Annotated in this window: 15 protein-coding genes and 1 pseudogene; 8 read left to right on the plus strand and 8 right to left on the minus strand. The window is 44.2% G+C overall.

Going from position 1 to position 19,477, the window contains the following annotated elements; translation table 11 throughout:
* The first annotated feature begins 184 nt into the window (after positions 1 to 184).
* Positions 185 to 637 (plus strand): hypothetical protein, encoded by a 453-nt coding sequence (locus tag Q0081_RS22505; protein ID WP_298358904.1) that lies wholly within the window; start codon positions 185 to 187, stop codon positions 635 to 637.
* Between the two features lie 58 nt (positions 638 to 695).
* Here Q0081_RS22505 and Q0081_RS22510 read toward each other — a convergent pair whose 3' ends face one another.
* The 4 genes from Q0081_RS22510 to Q0081_RS22525 form a co-directional block, all read right to left on the minus strand.
* Entirely contained in the window at positions 696 to 1,565 is an 870-nt protein-coding gene (locus Q0081_RS22510; protein ID WP_298358907.1) for a ribokinase, read from the minus strand.
* A 22-nt stretch (positions 1,566 to 1,587) separates the two neighbouring features.
* Positions 1,588 to 2,514, minus strand: coding sequence for a nucleoside hydrolase (locus Q0081_RS22515; RefSeq protein WP_298358910.1), 927 nt, complete (start codon positions 2,512 to 2,514; stop codon positions 1,588 to 1,590).
* A 15-nt stretch (positions 2,515 to 2,529) separates the two neighbouring features.
* Positions 2,530 to 4,287 carry an ABC transporter ATP-binding protein gene (locus Q0081_RS22520; RefSeq protein WP_298358912.1) on the minus strand — a complete coding sequence of 586 codons (1,758 nt, stop codon included), beginning with the start codon at positions 4,285 to 4,287 and terminating at the stop codon, positions 2,530 to 2,532.
* 117 nt (positions 4,288 to 4,404) lie between these two features.
* On the minus strand, positions 4,405 to 5,148 hold the full coding sequence (locus Q0081_RS22525; protein ID WP_298358915.1) for an NrtR DNA-binding winged helix domain-containing protein: 744 nt from the start codon (positions 5,146 to 5,148) through the stop codon (positions 4,405 to 4,407).
* Between the two features lie 163 nt (positions 5,149 to 5,311).
* Here Q0081_RS22525 and Q0081_RS22530 point away from each other — a divergent pair, with 163 nt between their 5' ends.
* Positions 5,312 to 9,127, plus strand: a complete 3,816-nt coding sequence (locus Q0081_RS22530; protein WP_298358918.1) for a ThuA domain-containing protein — start codon at positions 5,312 to 5,314, stop codon at positions 9,125 to 9,127.
* A 111-nt stretch (positions 9,128 to 9,238) separates the two neighbouring features.
* Positions 9,239 to 10,234 carry a sugar phosphate isomerase/epimerase gene (locus tag Q0081_RS22535; RefSeq protein ID WP_298358921.1) on the plus strand — a complete coding sequence of 332 codons (996 nt, stop codon included), beginning with the start codon at positions 9,239 to 9,241 and terminating at the stop codon, positions 10,232 to 10,234.
* A 78-nt stretch (positions 10,235 to 10,312) separates the two neighbouring features.
* On the opposite strand, the gene Q0081_RS22540 is transcribed toward Q0081_RS22535, so the two are convergent.
* Entirely contained in the window at positions 10,313 to 11,461 is a 1,149-nt protein-coding gene (locus Q0081_RS22540; protein WP_298358924.1) for an ATP-binding protein, read from the minus strand.
* A 146-nt stretch (positions 11,462 to 11,607) separates the two neighbouring features.
* Here Q0081_RS22540 and Q0081_RS22545 point away from each other — a divergent pair, with 146 nt between their 5' ends.
* Together Q0081_RS22545 and Q0081_RS22550 are read left to right on the plus strand one after the other, a co-directional pair.
* On the plus strand, positions 11,608 to 12,552 hold the full coding sequence (locus tag Q0081_RS22545) for an alpha/beta hydrolase (RefSeq protein WP_298358927.1): 945 nt from the start codon (positions 11,608 to 11,610) through the stop codon (positions 12,550 to 12,552).
* A gap of 196 nt (positions 12,553 to 12,748) precedes the next feature.
* Positions 12,749 to 14,266 (plus strand): carboxylesterase/lipase family protein, encoded by a 1,518-nt coding sequence (locus Q0081_RS22550; protein ID WP_298358931.1) that lies wholly within the window; start codon positions 12,749 to 12,751, stop codon positions 14,264 to 14,266.
* Between the two features lie 148 nt (positions 14,267 to 14,414).
* Here the strand turns inward: Q0081_RS22550 and Q0081_RS22555 are convergent, their stop codons facing one another.
* Entirely contained in the window at positions 14,415 to 16,856 is a 2,442-nt protein-coding gene (locus Q0081_RS22555) for a TonB-dependent receptor domain-containing protein (RefSeq protein WP_298358934.1), read from the minus strand.
* A gap of 383 nt (positions 16,857 to 17,239) precedes the next feature.
* Between Q0081_RS22555 and Q0081_RS31675 the strand changes: the two are divergent.
* From Q0081_RS31675 to Q0081_RS22565, 3 genes and pseudogenes are all read left to right on the plus strand, one after another.
* Positions 17,240 to 17,400 (plus strand): annotated as a pseudogene (locus tag Q0081_RS31675) (TRIC cation channel family protein); the annotation flags it as partial.
* A 66-nt stretch (positions 17,401 to 17,466) separates the two neighbouring features.
* Positions 17,467 to 17,826 (plus strand): TRIC cation channel family protein, encoded by a 360-nt coding sequence (locus Q0081_RS22560; protein ID WP_336912278.1) that lies wholly within the window; start codon positions 17,467 to 17,469, stop codon positions 17,824 to 17,826.
* Between the two features lie 10 nt (positions 17,827 to 17,836).
* Positions 17,837 to 18,775 (plus strand): bile acid:sodium symporter family protein, encoded by a 939-nt coding sequence (locus Q0081_RS22565; protein WP_298358937.1) that lies wholly within the window; start codon positions 17,837 to 17,839, stop codon positions 18,773 to 18,775.
* 18 nt (positions 18,776 to 18,793) lie between these two features.
* On the opposite strand, the gene Q0081_RS22570 is transcribed toward Q0081_RS22565, so the two are convergent.
* Together Q0081_RS22570 and Q0081_RS22575 are read right to left on the minus strand one after the other, a co-directional pair.
* The gene (locus Q0081_RS22570; RefSeq protein WP_298358940.1) at positions 18,794 to 19,141 is read right to left on the minus strand and encodes a DUF86 domain-containing protein; all 348 of its coding nucleotides are present in this window, start codon (positions 19,139 to 19,141) and stop codon (positions 18,794 to 18,796) included.
* Complete coding sequence (locus Q0081_RS22575; RefSeq protein WP_298358943.1) at positions 19,131 to 19,427, minus strand: nucleotidyltransferase family protein; 297 nt, start codon at positions 19,425 to 19,427, stop codon at positions 19,131 to 19,133. Before Q0081_RS22575 ends, Q0081_RS22570 begins: the two co-directional genes overlap by 11 nt.
* Positions 19,428 to 19,477: the final 50 nt, after the last annotated feature.

Below are 19,477 nucleotides of genomic sequence, written 5' to 3' on the forward strand. Positions count from 1 at the left end.
GGCTGTACAATACTACGAAGACCCGTTCAAAAAGGCAAACAGAATTAGGACAAACCCGTTAAATAAAAGGGATTCTCCATTTGTGAAAGTCAAAAGTGCCAAATCGGATTTGTTTTTCTAACTTTGTTGACTCTTAATATCTTAAAATCAAACAATATTCTCCCATCTCAACAACCACTCAATTATGAAACATTCACGCTTTACCTCCGCTCTTTTATTCATTTTTGTCTCCGTATTTATCATTTCCTGTAGCAAAGACGAACCAGAACCTTCGATGGGCGACCAAGTAGCTGGTAATTATACCCTTACAAAACTCGCACTTAGTAATGGGCTTACCGCTGATTTGCCTTTAACGGATCCTGCATCGGGTTCGACGCGTTCGGGTACAGTAGCAGTCACAAAAGTAGCAGATGACAAGATTACTGCTAAAATCACGCAAACCATTAAAGACAAAGCTGGTAAAATTACCAGCGGCGTCACCGATTCAGGGGAAGTAACGTTAAAAAAGGCCACGACCGGCGAGATCGAAGCGTACATTGGAACCTCTAAAATTGGAACTTACAGCAACGCTTTATTGACACTTTATGTGATTGACCCCACTCTGGGAAACGTAACTCTTATCGGTAAGAAAAACTAAGTTTTCAATTTTCGTTTTCATAATGTCGGTAAACACTCGCAGTTTACCGACATTTTATTTATACCTCTTCCCTATTCGGTATCGAAATCGCTCCTCCTTTGCGGGTTACGCAGATAGCTGCGGCTTTGGAAGCGCTGTTGAGACTTTCTTCCAAGGGCAAACCCAAAGCCTGTGAAGCCAAAAAATAACCGATAAACGTATCTCCAGCAGCAGTCGTATCTATGGTCTTTACACGTTGCGCCTCTACTTGCGTATGAGTGTTCTGATGAGAATAAACAGCCCCTTTTTCACCCAATGTCAACAAAGTAGCTGCATTTGGAAAGCGGGCTGTCATTACCTGAAGAATATCGGCAGGTGAGGTTTGTTGAGTAAGTTCCTGCCCTTCCACTTCGTTAATGATGAACACATCTATTTTGTTTAACGGAAACGAAGCAACTTCCGAAGTCATGGGAGCCGGATTGAAAATAATCTTCATTCCTTTGGCAAAAGCCGCTTCAATGAGTTCAGGAATGCAATTAATTTCATTTTGGAACAACAACCAATCATCCGATCCAAAGTGATTCAGCGTTTGGTCAATCTGCTGAGGAGTGACTGTCCGATTTGCCCCGCCGTGAATAATGATGGCATTTTGGCCTTCGGGCACTACCTGTATGATGGCATGGCCCGTGGGTCCGTCGATGATTTGTAAAAAATCAGTGTTTACTCCCCACTTTTCCAATTGTTCCTTAATCCACAGACCGTCTTTCCCGATATTCCCGGCATGATACACTTCTGCCCCTGCTTTAGCCAGAGCCACGCTTTGATTACACCCTTTGCCCCCCATAAACACGTCATACGATTGGCTGGCAAGAGTTTCGGAAGGTTTCACAAAATGGTCAACTCCATAGACATAATCCACGTTGACCGAACCGAAATTAAGGATTTTCATCTTTGAACGAAGCAGAAATTAGTTATTCAAATGAATCGTGCAGCATTTTCAGAAACTTTTCCCTCGACGCAGCGAAAACTACGTGCATATTTGGTTCTTTATTCAACACATTCAGATGGTCAATCACTGTTTGTCCGCGCGTCAGGCCCTCTCCTAAAATCACTTCCGCGTACAAATGTTTAATGTCAATAGCCACGGTTCTGTCTAAGGCAACCGCCGTCGCAATTGGGTCCGGAAGGTCAAAGCCTGCTTTTCCCGTCGTATCTTCAGTAAAGTTGGTTTTTGAACCCTGAATGTCCACTACAAAATGAGCCATTGTTTTTTCGGTCGCGCGCAGGGTTTCAGCAGCTACGGTATCAAAATGAGCATATTTCAGCGAAATGTCCCACCCTACCATGGTCATGTTCATTCCCGATTGAAAAACGATCTGTGCCGCCTCAGGGTCTACCCAAATATTGTATTCCGACACGGGTGTAACGTTGCCATACCCCATTCCAACCCCACCCATGATGGTACAGGATTTTACTTTTTGCGCTATTTCCGGTGCTTTCGACAAAGCCAGTGCCATATTGGTCAAGGGCCCCAGCGTAATGATTTCCAGTTCGCCTAGAAAAGCGTTGACGGTATCAATGATTGCATCTACGGCATTTCCTTCGTGCGGCAATCTTCCCTTCAAATCCAGCCCGATGTCGCCCATACCGTCTTGTCCATGTACAAACTCAGCCGTAAACAACGGGCGTAACAACGGCTTGGCGGCCCCCAAATACGTTTTTGTGCTGTATTGACACAACTCTGTCATGTACAGTGCATTTTGTAAACCCTGAGCGGCAGGAACATTGCCAGCTACAATCGTAATGGCTTCAATTCGTACGTCGGGGTATTTCATAGCCATCAACAATGCCACTGCATCGTCGGAGCCGGTATCGGTATCAATCAATAAATGTCGCATTTCTCAGTCAATTTTTCAGGCATTTGTCATTACTTCACTTTCACCCAATTGCTGACGCCACATGGCATAGTACAGACCTTTCTGAGTCAGTAAATCGTCGTGGTTTCCTGACTCTACTATTTTGCCCTTTTCCAACACAAAAATGCGGTCGGCGTGCATGATGGTGCTCAATCGGTGAGCGATCAGCACCGTAATATGCTGTTCACTGGTGGAAATTTCGCGAATGGTCTTCGTGATTTCTTCTTCGGTCAATGAGTCTAGCGCCGAAGTAGCTTCGTCAAAAATCAACAGATTAGGGTTACGCAACAGCGCACGGGCAATGGATAAACGTTGTTTTTCGCCGCCCGATACTTTCATACCGCCTTCGCCGATGACCGTATCCAAGCCATTATCAGCCCGGTTGAGCAGTGAATAAGCAGCCGATTTTTGAAGTACGTCCAAACATTCAGCATCGGTCGCCGTAGGCTTTACAAAAAGCAAATTTTCCCGAATGGAACCCGAAAATAATTGGGCGTCCTGAGCCACAAAGCCAATTTGTTCCCGCAATTCGTCCTTATCTATTTGTCGACTGTCAATGTTATTGTACAGAATACTTCCTCCTTCGGGGTCATACAATCCCACCAACAATTTAATAAGCGTCGTTTTTCCACTTCCCGAAGGCCCCGCAAAGGCAATGGTTTCTCCTTTTTTTACTTCAAAATTGACATTACGAAGGGCGGGACGAGCGGCAGTGAGGTGTTTGAACGAAACGTCATTGAAAGCTACTTTTTCAATTCTGGCCAATGGAGTCGGTTGCGCCGGCTTGGCTTCTTTGGGGCGGCTCATGATGTCGCGAAAATTATTAAGCGATACTTCAGCTTCTCTATACAACTGAATCACGTTGCCCAATTCCTGCAACGGCCCGAAAATAAAAAACGAGTACAGCAGCAACGAGAAATATTGACCGATACTCAACACTTCTTTGAAAATCAACCAAAGCATCAAAGCCACGATACAACTGCGCAGAAAGTTAATGGTCGTTCCCTGTACAAACCCTAAGGTTCTGACAAACTTCACCTTGCGAAGTTCTAAACCTAAGATTTTCTCAGTATTTCCGTTGAGCCGTTTAATTTCCTGATCGGTCAAACCAAGGCTTTTTACCAACTCAATATTCCGTAAAGATTCCGTTGTACTACCGGCCAAAGCGGTGGTTTCTGCTACGATTTTGGTCTGTATTTTTTTGATGCGTTTACTCAGTACCGAACTCAACCACGCAATGACGGGAATCGTTAAAAAGTAAACAGGTGCGATAGGCCAATAGATACTCCAAGCGTAAATAATCACGAACGTAATCCCAATCAAGGACTGAAAAACCACGTTGACGACTGACGTAATCATACGCTCGGTATCAGTTTTTACTTTCTGTAACACACCCAACGTTTGCCCGCTGCGCTGATCTTCAAACACTTGGTAAGGCAGTCCCAATGAATGTTTGATTCCATCCGTGTAAATCTGAGTTCCAACACGTTGCGTAATGACACTGACAAAATAATCCTGAAAGTTTTTGGCAATGCGCGACACCATGGCCGCACCAATGGCCATTCCCACAAACTTGAGAATACCCATTATATATTCACTTTCCGTAAAACGCTTGAAATCAGTAGCGTAGCGGTCAATAACTAGTCGGTAAATGTAGGGGTCAAGCAGGGAGAAAATCTGGTTGACAGCGGCTAACGAAAGTGCCACAAGAATGAGTTTCCAATAAGGGCGAAGGTAGCTGTAAAGTATATCCATGAAAAAAAAACACCAACTTCTTCATTTATGTTCCTCTAAAAAGCAGAAGTAGGAAATCAGAAGTGAGAAGTCAGGAGACAGAAATTAGGGGTCAGAATGATTGTCATTCGTACTTCGTCATTGAAAATTCGTCCTTCGTACTACCTTATTCTTAAAACGATACAGATAAGGAGCTTTGTTGGCGGCGCCTGTGTAGAGTTTTTCTACCCTTTCCAAAATATTCATACTCAACATTTTACGCTGAAAATTATTGCGACGCAGAGGTGTTTCCAAAATAGTTTCGTAAAGACTTTGCAGTTCAATCATCGTAAAGGTATCGGCCAACAAATTGAAGCCTACCAATTTATAATCCAACATTAACTGAAGAGTTTCAAGGGCTTTTCGGGTAATTTCGCTATGGTCAAAGGCCAATTTCGGCAACTGTTTCATCTCAAACCATTCGCAGGACTCCGACAAAAAATCGGGCATTGGGTTCACTTTTGAAAAGTCGACCAAAGCATAATAACCAATGGAAACGTATCGCTGCAACACCCAAGGTTCATTCATTGCTTCCGGATGATGAACTTCCATAATTTTTTGAATAAATTCCTTGGTGGAACGGTCGGCTGAACCGAATACCCGAAACTGTTCCAAATAAATATCCTTCAACCCCGTCCGCTCTTCCAAAATGCGTTGGGCTGCTTCGTCAATTCCTTCATTCTGTTCCACATAGCCCCCCGGCAGCGCCCACACATCTAAATTTTTCAATTTTAGCAACAATACTTTCAATTGTTGATTATGAAAACCAAAAATCACGCAATCGACTGAAAGTTGAGGGATAAACTGGTCTTTTAATGCTAAAAAATCATCAAGTTCATTCATAAGTGGCATACTTTAGAGCAGGTGTTCGGGCAAAAATACAGAAAAATTTGAGGAATAAAATAAAAGTTATTAATATTGTCCCACATTGAGATAATAATAAAACCATCCCAATCTTTTTTTTTAACTTTAGTAAGTTTTCAAACCTATCAATTGAAAAAATTCCATGACAAAAACAAAACGTAACTTCCGAAACTCGGCCCGTTGTCTGCTGCTTTGCTGGGGAATAACGGCTTTCAGCGCTGGGCTGATTTTTGGTCAAACTTCCCTTCCGCGTGTGCTTGTCTTCAGCAAAACGGCGAGTTTTCGACACGCTTCGATTGAAGCGGGAAAAACTACTTTTCAAAAAATGGCCAAAGAAAAAGGCTTTACCGTTGATTTGACCGAAGATGCGGGCCAATTCAATACCGAAAATCTCAAACGCTACCGTGCGGTTGTGTTTTTGAATACGACAGGTGATGTGCTGAATGCGGCTCAACAAGAGGGTTTTGAGCACTACATTCAAGCAGGCGGCGGGTATCTGGGTATCCACGCTGCTACTGACACCGAATACGGTTGGGCTTGGTACGGGCGTTTGGCGGGGGCGTATTTTTTAGATCACCCTTCGGTTCCCAGCAACGTTCAAAAAGGAAAGTTTATCGTAGCCATGAAAAACCACTGGGCCACCAAAGGGATGCCCGACGAGTTTGAACGCACCGACGAATTTTACGCTTTCAAAAACATCAGCCCCAGCATCAATGTACTGGTAAAAATTGACGAAAAAACCTATCAGGGCGGCAAAAACGGCGATAATCACCCCATGAGTTGGTACCAGGAGTTTGATGGCGGAAGAGCGTTTTACACGGCCATGGGCCACACCGACGAAACCTTCTCGGAACCTCTTTTCTTAAATCATATTTGGGCCGGTTTGAATTACGTTATGGGCGGCGAAAACCCAAAAGCGCTGGACTATAACAAAGCTCGCCCCGAAGAAAACCGCTTTACAAAAGTGGTTTTGGAAGAAAAACTGGACGAACCCATGGAGCTTTCCGTATTGGGTGACGGACGTATTTTGTTTATCCAACGCAAAGGAGAGATACGGTTGTATAACACCAAAACCAAGCAATTGAAAACCATTGCTAAATTAGACGTAAGCACCAAATACACGAGCAAAGAAGGCAAAGTTTCGGAAGGAGAAGATGGAGTGTTAGGGTTGAGCAAAGACCCTAATTTCGCCCAAAATCATTGGATTTACCTCTACTACTCTCCTGCCGGCGGCGATCCTAAAAACATTCTGACCCGCTACGAATTACGCGGCGATGAATTGGTCTTAAGTTCTAAGAAAGTACTTCTCGAAGTAGCTACCCAACGTGAAGAGTGCTGCCACACAGGCGGCTCTATCGCGTGGGATAAAGTAGGAAATTTGTACCTTTCAACGGGTGACAACACCAATCCGCACGGCTCCAACGGCTACAGCCCAAGCGATGAGCGCCCGGGCCGTGAATCGTGGGATGCGCAAAAATCATCGGCAAACACCAACGATTTGCGCGGGAAAATCATCCGCATCAAACCGCAACCGGATGGAACCTATACGATTCCTGAAGAAAATCTCTTTCAAGCTGCCCCCGATGGGGGAGCTAAAAAAATGTGGACAGACAAGTATTCTGCAATGAATCCCCCCCCTTCGGGGGCAGGGGGGCTTCGTCCCGAAATTTACACCATGGGCCATCGCAATCCGTTCCGTATTTCCGTCGATCAGAAAACGGGCTTTGTGTATTGGGGCGAAGTAGGTCCCGATGCCAACAAACCGGCTGACGACCGCGGTCCGGCCGGACACGATGAAGTAGGCCAGGCTCGCAAAGCAGGAAATTTTGGTTGGCCTCATTTTGTGGGCGATAACAAAGCCTACAACAAATTTGATTTTGCCGCCAATAAATCGGGAGAGAAATGGGATGCAGCCAAGCCCATCAATACGTCTCCTAACAATACCGGCTTAAAAGAATTGCCTCCTGCACAAAAAGCCTTCATTTGGTATCCTTACGGCGAATCGCCCGAGTTTCCAATGGTAGGCAGTGGCGGTCGTAATGCCATGGCTGGTCCAGTATTTTACAGTGAAAATTTCAAAAATTCGGCTCATGCTTTCCCCAAGTATTACGAAGGCAAAATCCTGACCTACGACTGGATGCGCGGCTGGATCATGGCCGTAACGATGGACAAAGACGGCAACTACGTTTCGATGGACCGCTTCATGCCAAGCTACAAATTCAGCAATCCAATGGATATGGAATTTGACGCCAACGGCGATTTATACATGCTTGAATACGGCTCGGGTTGGTTTACCGCCAACGACGATGCGCGTTTGATTCGCATCGAATACAACGGCGGAAACAGAAAGCCTGTCGTGCAGATAGCTGCCGATAAAATGGGCGGTTCGATTCCTTTCAAAGTCAATCTTTCTTCCAAAGGAACTACCGATGCTGATGGTGATGCCTTGAAATATTCGTGGAAAATCACTTCCAAAGACGGTTTTAACAAAGTCCTAACCGAAGCAAATCCTTCCTTAGCCCTTGCCAAAGCGGGCGTGTATAAAGCTACGTTAACCGTGACCGACGCCAAAGGCGCTACCAATTCTCAATCGTTGGAATTGACGGCCGGGAATGAACCTCCGGTATTGACCTTTGATATACCCAAAAGCAACAAGACGTTCTTTTTCCCCAACAAATCATTTGATTATGAGGTAAAAGTAAACGACAAAGAAGACGGAAGCTTAGCCAACGGAAAAATCAAACCAGAACAAGTGGCGGTCAGCATTGACTATTTGGCCGAAGGTTATGACAAAATAGCGATTGCCCAAGGTCACCGCTCGGCGGATGCGAGTGCGGGTTTTGCCACCGGAAAAAAATTGATTGCCGGCAGCGACTGTCAGGCGTGTCACAGCATTGACAAAAAATCCATCGGGCCTATGTACCGCGCCATTGCTCAAAAATACAAAGGAGATGCCGGTGCGGTCGAAAAACTCGCCAAAAAAGTCATTTCAGGCGGTAGCGGCGTATGGGGTGAAACTCCCATGGCAGGCCACCCACAACTTTCGGCAGCCGATGCCGGCGATATGGTGAAATACATTTTGAGCCTTTCCAATGAAAAAATCAACGCCAATTCATTGCCGGCAGCAGGTTCGTATACGACCAAAGTACCTGCTGGTGACAAAGGCTATGGAGTGTATATTCTCCGGGCATCTTACGAAGACCAAGGAAACAACGGCTTGCCATCACTTACTTCGGAGCAAACGTACACGCTTCGCAATGCAAAAGTAAGTCCGCATGGTTTTGATAAATTTGAGTCAGTAAATAAAATGTCTTTTGGTGGAAATGAACTTGTGATTCCAAGCAAATCAGGCGCTTACATTGGACTCAACCAGGCTGATTTGACGGGCATTCAACGAGTTGAATTGACAGTTGCCACTCCCAAAGCTCAATTAAATGCACAGGGAGGAAATATTGAGCTTCGCTTAGATTCACCTACGGGCAAGGTCATTGGCGAATCAGGATTTATTGAAGCTACTGACCAAGGAGGTTTTGGGGGAAATATGGTAAAAATCAACTTGACTCCTACCGAAGGTGTACATGACATTTATTTAGTTTTCCAAAATCCTAAAGCGGAAGGTTCGCTAATGGTTGTAATGGGAATTGAATTCAAAACCGGCACCCCTGCCTCAGGCAACGCCCCCGCAGCAACCACTGCTCCTGCCAATGACCTTAGTACGTATGCTGGTAAATACAAAATGACCGGATTGCCTTTTGACTACATCGAAGTAAGTGTCAAAGACGGCAAAGTGATTATGAATGCGGCTGGTCAGGGCGGAGAATTAACAGCTACCGGCACCCCTGATAAATTTGATGCCGACGGCAAAGCCACCATCTATTTCACTCGGGACGAAGCGGCCAAAGTTTCCAAAATCAAATTGGAAGCCATGGGTATGGCTTTTGAAGGCAAAAAGGAGTAAAGCGTAGGTAAAGAGGGAACGTCGGCGAGGGCTGGGCGCCCCCGTTCCAAACCTCGCCGACGTTTGATAGTCCTCGCCGACGTTAAAAACCAACTGTAACCATTTACAAAAATGACATCTCAAGACAATCACCTTAATCGCCGCCAATTCCTGAATCAATTGGGAATGGTCACTGCGGCAAGTTTGGTAGCAGAATCTGCTTTTGCTACCGTCAAACCATGGTTTGAAATTTCTTTGGCTGAATTTTCTCTGGCCAGTTCTTTGTTCAGTGGCAAGCTCAAAAACATGGATTTTCCGGCCAAAGCCAAAAACGATTTCGGCATCAATGCCATAGAATACGTGTCTATGTTTTGGGCCGACAAAGTCAAAGACCAAGCTTATCTTAGCGAACTTAAACAACGTACCTCAGATTTGGGGGTCACCAACGTGCTCATCATGGTCGACAACGAAGGCGACTTGGGCGCAAGCGACGCAGCTAAACGCCTGAAAGCCGTTGAGAATCATTACAAATGGATTGAAGCCGCTAAATTTTTAGGTTGTCATTCCGTCCGGGTCAACATGACCGGCGACGGTACTCCCGATGAATTGATGAAGGCGGGCGTAGACGGTTATGGTAAATTGGCGGAATTTGGCCAAAAAACCGGCATAAGCGTCATCATCGAAAACCACATCAACGTTTCGACCAATCCTGATTGGTTGGTGAGTTTAGTTAAACAGGTAAAAAACCCGTATGCGGGGGTTTTACCCGATTTCGGCAATTTCACCGAGCGCGAAACACCCAAAACTATGACCATGGAAGGTTTCAGGGACGCCAAAGTTTTGAACGAATTTGACAAATACGAAGGGGTGAAAAAGCTCATGCCTTACGCCAAAGGAGTCAGTGCCAAAACGCATTTGTTTGATGCCAATGGAAACTGTACCGACGTTGATTTCAACAAAATGATGCCTATCGTAAAAGCAGGGCTTCCCAAAAGTTTCAAAGGATTCATCGGCATTGAGTACGAAGGAGGATTTATGAAAATGATGGGTGCCAAAGAAAATTACTTAGACGAAGATGCGGGTATAAAGGCCACTAAGGCGCTGTTAGAGAAAGCTTTAGCACTATAGTTATCTTTTATTCTGCTAATTAGCAAATAATTAAGCCCCGTAATGGGGCTTTTTTTGTTCAATCGTTAAAGAATTGAATTATAAGTGATTCCATCCCAATACGGTATATTGGCTGCGGTGTTGGACTTCACTCCCACCATAAATCAATGTTTTTGCGGCAACTGTCTCTTGGGCTATTTCCTGTAAAAACTTTAAACCTTTAAATTGATCAGATAGAATAGTTTGGGACGATTTTATTTCAAAAATATCAAAAGTCATTGCATCGGGGCGCAGCAAATCAACTTCATTTCCGTTGGAATCACGCCAAAAATAAAAGTCCTGATGTTGGTATCGGTGTTCGTTTTGTTTATAAAATTCAGCAATGATTAAATTTTCAAAAAGACTGCCTTTCAAAGGGTTATGCAATAAATCAGTACTTGTTTTGATACCGAGCAAATGACAAACCAAACCTGTATCATAAAAATACAGTTTAGGGCTTTTGACAATCCTCTTGCTGAAGTTTTTGAAATAAGGGGGTAGTTGAAAAGTAATATAGCTGCTTTCTAAAACAGACAGCCAAGCTTTAGCCGTAGGCTGCGATATACCACATTCATTGGCCAACGAACTGATATTTAGCAACTGACCGACTCTACCCGCGCACAATCCTAAAAAAGACCTGAACTGACGCAGTTCTCTGATATGAATTAATTCAACAGCATCGCGTTCAATGTAAGTCTGAAGATAGTTGGCATAAAAAACGTTGGAAGGGATTTGGCGGTCATACAAGGCCGGGTAAGCCCCTTTGATAAGTAGATCAGGATAATCGTCAGGTAACAGATCCGCATTTCTGAGTTCTGTAAAATCAAAAGGCAAAAGTTTAAACAGGGCTACCCGTCCCGCCAAACTCTGAGTAATGTTCTGTAACAATTGGAAGTTTTGCGAACCTGATAAGATAAATTGCCCCATTAGGCGACGCTCATCAACAATGGTTTGAATGTATGAAAACAAATGAGGTACTCGCTGAACCTCGTCAAAAATAACCTTTTCACCATATAATTTCAGAAACCCTTTCGGGTCATTTTGAGCAAAATCACGGTTGTCAATGTCTTCAAGTGACACGTATTGATAATCGGGAAATGTATTTTTGAGTAGCGTTGTTTTTCCCGATTGCCTCGGTCCGGTCAGAGCAATTACGGGAAATTTAGAACATAAATCATTAATAATACTCACTATCTGCCTTTCTATCATAACCTGTTCATTTTCAATACAAATATATCGTTAACTTTGAAATTACATAAACTCTATTTTGAAATTACATAAACTCTATTTTGAAATTACATAAAAATCAATGCTGCTGGCAGTGGAAAAATCCGTCAGCCTAAAACAAACCAAACATGAAAATCCTCACTTTCCTGCTCACCTTCATTTCCCTCATTGCAATGGCGCAACCCAAAGAAATCAATGCGGAACAAACAGCCATTGTTTCTTCCAAACACTGGTTAGATATTGATTACGTAGGCGATGACATCGTGGGGCATCGATTGGACATTCATTTGCCTGCCGTCGGGAAAGCGCCTTTTCCAATTGTAGTGGCAATTTACGGGAGTGCATGGTTTTCTAATTCTTCCAAAAGCACGGTATTCAATGAAGGATTAGGTCAAACTCTTCTGAATAATGGTTTTGCCGTGGTAAGCATTAACCACCGTTCAAGCAGCGATGCCAAATTTCCCGCTCAAATTCAGGATGTGAAAGCCGCCATACGATTTGTACGGGCTAACGCGGCCAAATTTTCAATGGATAACTCATTCATCGGCGTCACGGGCTGGTCGTCGGGCGGGCACCTGACGGCATTGACGGGAACGACTAACACCACCCAAACGCACTCCATCCACGGCTTAGAAGTTGATATCGAAGGCAGTTTGGGCAAATACACCCAAACAAACAGCAAGGTCAACGCCATCGTGGATTGGTTTGGCCCGACGGACTTTCTTATCATGGACGCCTGCGGCAGTTCGTTTGCGCACAATGATACCAAATCACCCGAATCTTCGTTGGTGGGCGGTGCCATTCAGGAAAACCCCGATAAATGCGCCTTGGCCAATCCCATTTCGTACGTTAACGCTCAAAACCCTCCGTTCCTGATTTTTCACGGCGACAAAGACCCACTCGTTCCTCATTGTCAAAGTGAAAAACTCTACGAAGCTTTACAGAAAAGCAAAGTCAAAAGTGAGTTAATTATTATCCCCGGAGGCGGTCATGGACCGGGTGTGATGATTGAAAAATATTATGAGAAGATGATTGCTTTTTTTAAGGAAGAAATGGGAAAGGTGAAAAAATAAGACTTATCAACTTCCTTCACTAACAAAGATGAATTATTTCTCATTCAACATTTATCTGTGTGTATATTTAAGCAGATAAGTCTTTGTATTTAAGTTAAGCCAAATTGAATCATCATTCAGTTAAAATCAGACTTTCAACAGCTCACTTTGCCTCCAGAGAACGAGTAGTTTACCCCCGTTTTTACATTTCTTATGTATGAAAAAACTTCCTATCCTACTCTCTGCCTTGTTGCTTGTGGCCAGGCTGCAAAGCTTTGCACAGCTTGACATTGTCAAAACCGAAAACGGCTCGCTTTCGGGCACCAAAAACGGTGATATTCACAGTTATAAGGGCATTCCGTTTGCCGCACCGCCCGTGGGTGATTTGCGCTGGAAAGCACCGCAACCCGTTAAAAACTGGACAGGAGTCCGCAAATGCGAGGCTTTTTCGGCCAGTCCTATTCAGTCCAAACCCGTACCTTTTTCCTGCTGGACGGAGGAGTTCATTGCTCCGCCTGAGCCGCTGAACGAAGACTGTCTGTACCTCAATGTGTGGACGGGCGCGAAAGTACCGTACGAAAATCGTCCCGTTTTTGTCTGGATCTATGGCGGTGGATTTTCGTCGGGTTCGGCCGCCTGTGCTATTTACGATGGCGCAGAGATGGCAAAAAAAGGAGTGGTGTTTGTGAGCATTAATTACCGCGTGGGAGCGCTGGGTTTTATGGCGCATCCCGAATTGAGCAAAGAACAAAACAATGCCTCGGGCAATTATGGGTTGTTAGACCAAATTGCGGCGTTGAAATGGATACAGGAAAATATCGGCGCCTTTGGCGGTGACCCCAATAATGTGACCATTGCGGGGCAATCGGCCGGCTCAATGAGTGTCAATTGTTTGGTAGCTTCGCCGTTGGCCAAACGCCTTTTCCACCGTGCCATTGCCGAAAGCGGCGGGATGCTTTCCAACCGCATTCCAACGACCTTAGCGAGTGCCGAAAAGAACGGAGAAGCGTTCCAAAAGAAAGCCAATGCAGCCAATTTGGCTGAATTACGCAAGAAAACGCCCGCCGAGATTTTGGCCGCTACGCAGGGAATACGATTTGGCGTTACGTTGGATGGACACGTTTTACCCACCGACATTTACTCACATTTCAAAGAAGGCAAACACAACGACGTGCCACTCATGGCCGGTTGGGTGTCGGGCGACGGCGGTATCATGGGCGGGCAGGCATTGACGGCTGAGAAGTTTAAGCAGCAGGCACAGGAAAGATACGGTGCCAACGCCGAGGAGTTTTTAAAACTTTTTCCCGCCGCTACCGACGAGGAAGCTAAAGCCGCGCAACTGAAAGTAGGTCTGTTGTCGTTTGCAGCGATGTCGGCAAATTTGTGGGCGGGATTCAATAAAAGCAAATCGTATCTCTACCAATTTACGCACATTCCACCGGATAAGCCCAATTTCCCAAATTACGGTGCTTTTCACACCTCCGAAGTGCCTTATGTGCTGCATACGCTTCATACGTGGAACCGTCCGTGGCAGGAGACAGACCGTCAGTTGGAGAATACCATGTCCGATTATTGGGTCAATTTTGCCAAATTCGGCAACCCCAACGCCAAAGGCGCTCCTGAATGGAAAAGTTACGATAAGAAATCGGGGATTGTGATGGAATTTGGTGACAAAGTGCAGGAACGCCCTGCTCTATTTAAAGCTGAATTTGAATTATTGGAAAAAACTCAATAATAAAAAAGTCGGGCCTCAAGTGAAGCCCGACTTTCCGACGTTTTCTTAACCTAAACTAAATTCTTTAAAAGTCTTTATCGGGTTCGTTACCGTGAATACTCTGCTTTTCCCTAAAAGTTACAGAAGGAACGGTAAGAATTATTCGTTTTTATTGTCCTGAATTGGCCCGACTACGTACATCTTCGGTGCTTGTACTGCGCTGACGTGCCGCTTTTACATTCTGATTTCCGAAGCGATACGTAAAAGACAAACGTACTTGACGACTCTCCCAACGCGACATTACCTTGAAGTTCAAATCTTGGTAGTTAACCGTTCCCGCAAAGCGATTCAGGAAAAAGATGTCCTGAATGTTCAGACGCAACGATGCTTTCCGATTCCACAATGACTTGGCAAATCCCGCACTGATTTGTCCTTGAGCCTGCGCTTTGAGGATGTTGTATTGCGTGGGTGAATTCCAGAATCCGCTCAACTCAGCTGTGTATCCTTTGGGCAGGGTGAAATTATTCATCATGAACACCGTTGCCCCAAATTGTCCCAAATCCAAGTCGGCTCCGTAGTAGAAGGAACGGAAGCGGTTATAAAACGCGCTGACGTTGTTTTGCATCGTCCACCATTTTTTGACCGTAATCGGAATACTCAACGTCAGGTTATAATTGTCTTGATGGTCGAGGTTTTCGGTGGTTACGTACGTTTTGTTTTCCTCAGGAATCTGTTTTGGAATCTGGTCAGCAATCACGTCGTTGATGCGGCTGTAGGCCAACGTAGTTGAAAAAGCACTTTTGAAAACGTGCATAATCTGGAACGAATTGGTAAACTGCGGGCGCAAATTGGGGTTTCCCTGTTGGAACGTATAAGGATCCAAAAAGAACTGAAATGGATTCAGGTTACTGTAATTCGGACGGTCGATGCGACGACTGAATGACACATTCAACACATTGTTGGTATCCAACGTACGCGACACAAACACGCTTGGGAACAAGTTGACGTAGTTGCGGTCAATTACATTGTTTAAGGTTACCGAGTTTCCATTAGAATGCGTATGTTCGGCGCGTACTCCTAATTGCAACTGCGTCTTTTTATTCAACGTCGTGCTGTAGTTTACATAAGCTGCGTTGATGTTCTCTTTGTAAATGAAGCGGTTAGAACGTTTTGGATCCAAAATCCATTGATTGTCAGTAAACGTTTCAAAACGCATATCGTTATCCGTATTTACCAGACTGCTTTTGGCTCCTACTTCAACTTTGCCTTTTTTGAGGGGGTGAATATAGTCAACTTTAGCGCCTGCAATGCTGATATTGGAAGGCATGATGTTGCGAAAAACGTCTTTGCTCGTCATTACATTTTCGGGGCTGTAATAGGTCGTATTGAGGTCATTCCCGGAGTTTCCGATAAAATAAGAGTAATCAGCATCGGCGCTAAATTCACGACCTTTGCCAAAATCGTGTTTCAGGTTCACATTTCCCGTATAATTGTCCAGGCGATTGTGGTTAAACGCATCCGTTGCAAAACGACTGGTCAACGTCTGGTTTTTATCGCGGAAATCAGTGCTGGAAATACCGTTCATTTTAAATTGGTTCAAAAAGCCCGTTGCCAATACGCCGATGGTTGTTTTTTTGCTGACAAAAAAATCCATACCCGTACGAAAACTCAAGTTTTGAGGATTGCCAACGCGGGGACTGTTTTGGTCCATATACGTGATTTGATCCTTGTAGGCAATGACACGGTCAATATCCTGCGTGTTCCGAAAACGAGCGTGAAAAACACTCACATTTCCAAAGGCATTGAATTTGGCATTGCGGTAATTGAGGCCCAAAGAACCGTTCAGTTTTTCGTAACGTCCGTAGCCAGCGCTCAGCGTATAGTTACCGTTGGTACCGAAGTTTTTGTTTTTCTTTAATACAATATTGATCAGTCCTGTGTTACCTGCCGCATCGTATTTGGCGGGAGGATTGGAAATCAGTTCGATTTTTTCGACGTTGTCGCTGGGCATCGCTTGCAGCATATTCATCAAATCCTGCATCGAAATCTGCTGCAATTTCCCGTCAATCATAATCATAACTCCCTGACGGCCTTTGAATTGAAGACGATCGTTCTGACGGTCAACCGTAACTCCCGGCGCTTTTTCAAGCACTTCCAATGCTGTACCGCCCGCTGAACCAATGTTGTTTTCAACGTTTACGACCATTCGATCAATCTGTTGTTCTACAAACGGCTTTTTGGTGATGATTTTTACTTCATTAAGCGTTTGGGTCATTTCGGCTACTTTCAGCGCGGGAAGGGTAACAATCGTTTGGCTCGCACTCACTTCAAACGGAGCCGAAAAGGATTTTTGAAAACCCATCATGGTCGCAGAAACCAGATAGCGACCCAAGGCAACATTTTCAAATTCGTAGTTGCCCGTTTCGCTCGAAATCGCCCCTTTGGCTAAGGTAGAATCCTTGGCGTTCAATAATAAAACAGTGGCAAATGGGAGGGGTTTGGCGGTGATTTCCTGAACTTCACCCGATACTTTTCCTTTGAGGGATGATTGCGCAAATGCAGAGGAACAGAGCAGCAGCATAGCTACCGCATAACTCGTAAAAGTTTTCATGGCTGTTAATTAAAATGGCTGTTATTAATTTCCGCTTCAAAACTACGGTACTTTGCTATACAAGCTACCTTTTTTTACATAAGCGGTTTAATTTTCTTTACAAACGGTTTTTGCGGGGAGAAGTTGGAAATTTATGGTCTACAGTCGATAGTTTATAGTCCATGGTATCAATCTAAGAACTGTAGACTATCGACTGTAGACTTCCTACTTTGTCTTCATGCTGCTAAATTCACTAATAAGATGCCACTCCAACTGGAAAGGTTGCATGAAGCGTGAAAAATAATTGATGAAAGGTAAAAATTGGTTTCTCATTCACCTTTCTCTTTACTTTGCACTTCAGTTCGTTTTCAGCCCAAAATATGTCATTGCCGTATTCTATTGATATGATTGGTGTTTTGGTATTTGCCATATCGGGGGCCTTGGCGGCTTCCGACAAGAAAATGTACCAAGACCTCTTCGGTGTTTTTTTACGGGTTTCATTACAGCGATTGGCGGAGGTACACTTCGCGATATGACGCTGGGAGTGTATCCTTTGGCCTGGGTGAAAGACACGAACTACCTGATTTTTATTGCGTTAGGTGTCATTATCACCGTTTTGTTCAAAAAAGTAATGCTTCGCCTGCACAAAGTCATTTTTCTGTTAGATACAGTTGGTATTGGCGTTTATACGATTCCTGGGGTACAAAAATCACTGCAATACGGTGTCAATCCTTTCGCCGCCATTATTCTGGGCATGATTTCGGCCGTATTTGGCGGTGTCATTCGCGACACGCTTATCAATGAGATTCCGTTGATTTTCCAGAAAGAAATCTACGCTACGGCTTGCATGGCGGGTGCCGTTGTGTTTGTGTTGCTGGATTTTTACGGAATCAAAACCGATTGGAACGCCCTCGGATGCGTATTATTGATTATTATTGTCCGCCTGATTGCGGTGAAGTATCGTTTGTCATTGCCTAAAATTGACCTATAAGCTAACCTTTATGAAAGAATCTTTAACTGCCTTAGACTATATCCGTCTCAATTTTTCTGCCGAAAGCTCCGCTACTGTCAATATTGCATTGGCATTAATGATGTTTGGAGTGGCGCTTGATATTAAGCCTCACCATTTTAATACCCTCCTCCAAAATCCGCGGCAATTGTTAGCCGGTGTATTGAGTCAGGCAGTTGTCATGCCGGCAGTCACTTTTCTACTCGTGACGGCCTTGGGCAACAACATTACGGTAGGTGTAGCTTTAGGGATGATACTCGTGGCCGCTTGCCCGGGAGGAAATATTTCCAATTTTATCACTTCGTTGGCCAAAGGAAACGTTGCCCTTGCCGTAAGCCTGACGGCCATCAGCACGATGATAGCAGTGATCATGACGCCCTTTAATTTTACTTTTTGGGGCAACTTATACGCTCAAAGTAGTTCATTGGTGCGGCCTTTGTCGTTGGATTGGCGTACACTGCTCAAATCGGTCTCCCTGATTTTAGGAGCCCCCATGCTGATAGGAATGCTTTGTTCCATTTATTTACCCAAAGTGGCTCAGGTGCTTCTCAAGCCGTTTCGAATTTTGTCTTTGGTATTTTTCATCGCGCTCGTTGTTATTGCCTTTACCCAAAACTTCGATATTTTCATCAATCACATTGGCTACGTGTTTGTCGTGGTGTTATTACAAAATACGTTGGCTTTATTGACCGGCTACGGCATGGGAAGTGTGTTTGGGTTATCTTTGCAAAACCGTCGTACCCTGAGCATTGAAACGGGCATCCATAACTCCGGTTTGGGATTGGCGTTGTTATTCAATCCGGCCGTTTTTCCGACAGATTTACCTTTGGGTGGCATGGCTATCATTGCCGGTTGGTGGAGTATCTGGCACATTTTATCAGGAACTGCCATTGCTTTTTATTGGAGCCGCAAAAAGGTTATTGCACCGTAGCTATAAATAAAAAGGCTACTAAACATCCTCGTCAACTTCTTTTTTTATTTTTTCGATTTGTATCAAAAGGTCAATGGAGACAAATTTTGCAGCATTCCATACCAGTTCTAAATCAACCCTTAGATAATCGTGAATAAGACGATCTCGAAAACCGGCCATTTGTTTCCAGGGAATTTCTGGGTACTGCTCTCGAAGGGTGAAAGAAATACGTTTCGTAGCCTCTCCCATTACTTCAAATTGCCTTATAGTCGCATCCTGCACCATTCGATTTTGTATAAAGTCAATTTGGGAAATATCTTCAACATAGCTGATAATGGTTTTCAGGCAGTCTTCAATATGTTCTATATACGTAAGATCACTTTTCATATATAAGTCTTAAATCATTGCTGATTGATTTCTGAACGCGTTCATTCGATGTTTTAAGTGCGTTTTCAGTAACTAAATCTATTTTTAACCCTAATAAATCCTCTAAATCATCCCAAATACGCATAAATTTGAATAAATCTAAGGCTGTTTCAAACCCTACCAAAAGGTCCAAATCACTATCTTTTCGATTATCGCCTCGTGAATAAGAGCCAAATATTCCTACTTTGGTAGGGTGATAGGGAATAAGATAATTAACAATTTTTTGGTTTTGTTCGGCAGTCGTCATATTGTTGGAAAATTTTTCAAAACAAATTTACTAAACTTTGAACATATTTT

The organism is Runella sp., assembly GCF_027484545.1.
Classification (GTDB): Bacteria; Bacteroidota; Bacteroidia; order Cytophagales; family Spirosomataceae; genus Runella.

Coding starts and splice junctions, on each gene's coding strand:
- Q0081_RS22515 (WP_298358910.1), bottom strand. CDS start 2,514: ATGCGACATTTATTGATTGATACCGATACCGGCTCCGACGATGCAGTG.
- Q0081_RS22510 (WP_298358907.1), bottom strand. CDS start 1,565: ATGAAAATCCTTAATTTCGGTTCGGTCAACGTGGATTATGTCTATGGA.
- Q0081_RS22560 (WP_336912278.1), top strand. CDS start 17,467: ATGCTTCGCCTGCACAAAGTCATTTTTCTGTTAGATACAGTTGGTATT.
- Q0081_RS22525 (WP_298358915.1), bottom strand. CDS start 5,148: ATGAATGAACTTGATGATTTTTTAGCATTAAAAGACCAGTTTATCCCT.
- Q0081_RS22550 (WP_298358931.1), top strand. CDS start 12,749: ATGAAAAAACTTCCTATCCTACTCTCTGCCTTGTTGCTTGTGGCCAGG.
- Q0081_RS22555 (WP_298358934.1), bottom strand. CDS start 16,856: ATGAAAACTTTTACGAGTTATGCGGTAGCTATGCTGCTGCTCTGTTCC.
- Q0081_RS22545 (WP_298358927.1), top strand. CDS start 11,608: ATGAAAATCCTCACTTTCCTGCTCACCTTCATTTCCCTCATTGCAATG.
- Q0081_RS22530 (WP_298358918.1), top strand. CDS start 5,312: ATGACAAAAACAAAACGTAACTTCCGAAACTCGGCCCGTTGTCTGCTG.
- Q0081_RS22565 (WP_298358937.1), top strand. CDS start 17,837: ATGAAAGAATCTTTAACTGCCTTAGACTATATCCGTCTCAATTTTTCT.
- Q0081_RS22570 (WP_298358940.1), bottom strand. CDS start 19,141: ATGAAAAGTGATCTTACGTATATAGAACATATTGAAGACTGCCTGAAA.
- Q0081_RS22540 (WP_298358924.1), bottom strand. CDS start 11,461: ATGATAGAAAGGCAGATAGTGAGTATTATTAATGATTTATGTTCTAAA.
- Q0081_RS22520 (WP_298358912.1), bottom strand. CDS start 4,287: ATGGATATACTTTACAGCTACCTTCGCCCTTATTGGAAACTCATTCTT.
- Q0081_RS22505 (WP_298358904.1), top strand. CDS start 185: ATGAAACATTCACGCTTTACCTCCGCTCTTTTATTCATTTTTGTCTCC.
- Q0081_RS22535 (WP_298358921.1), top strand. CDS start 9,239: ATGACATCTCAAGACAATCACCTTAATCGCCGCCAATTCCTGAATCAA.
- Q0081_RS22575 (WP_298358943.1), bottom strand. CDS start 19,427: ATGACGACTGCCGAACAAAACCAAAAAATTGTTAATTATCTTATTCCC.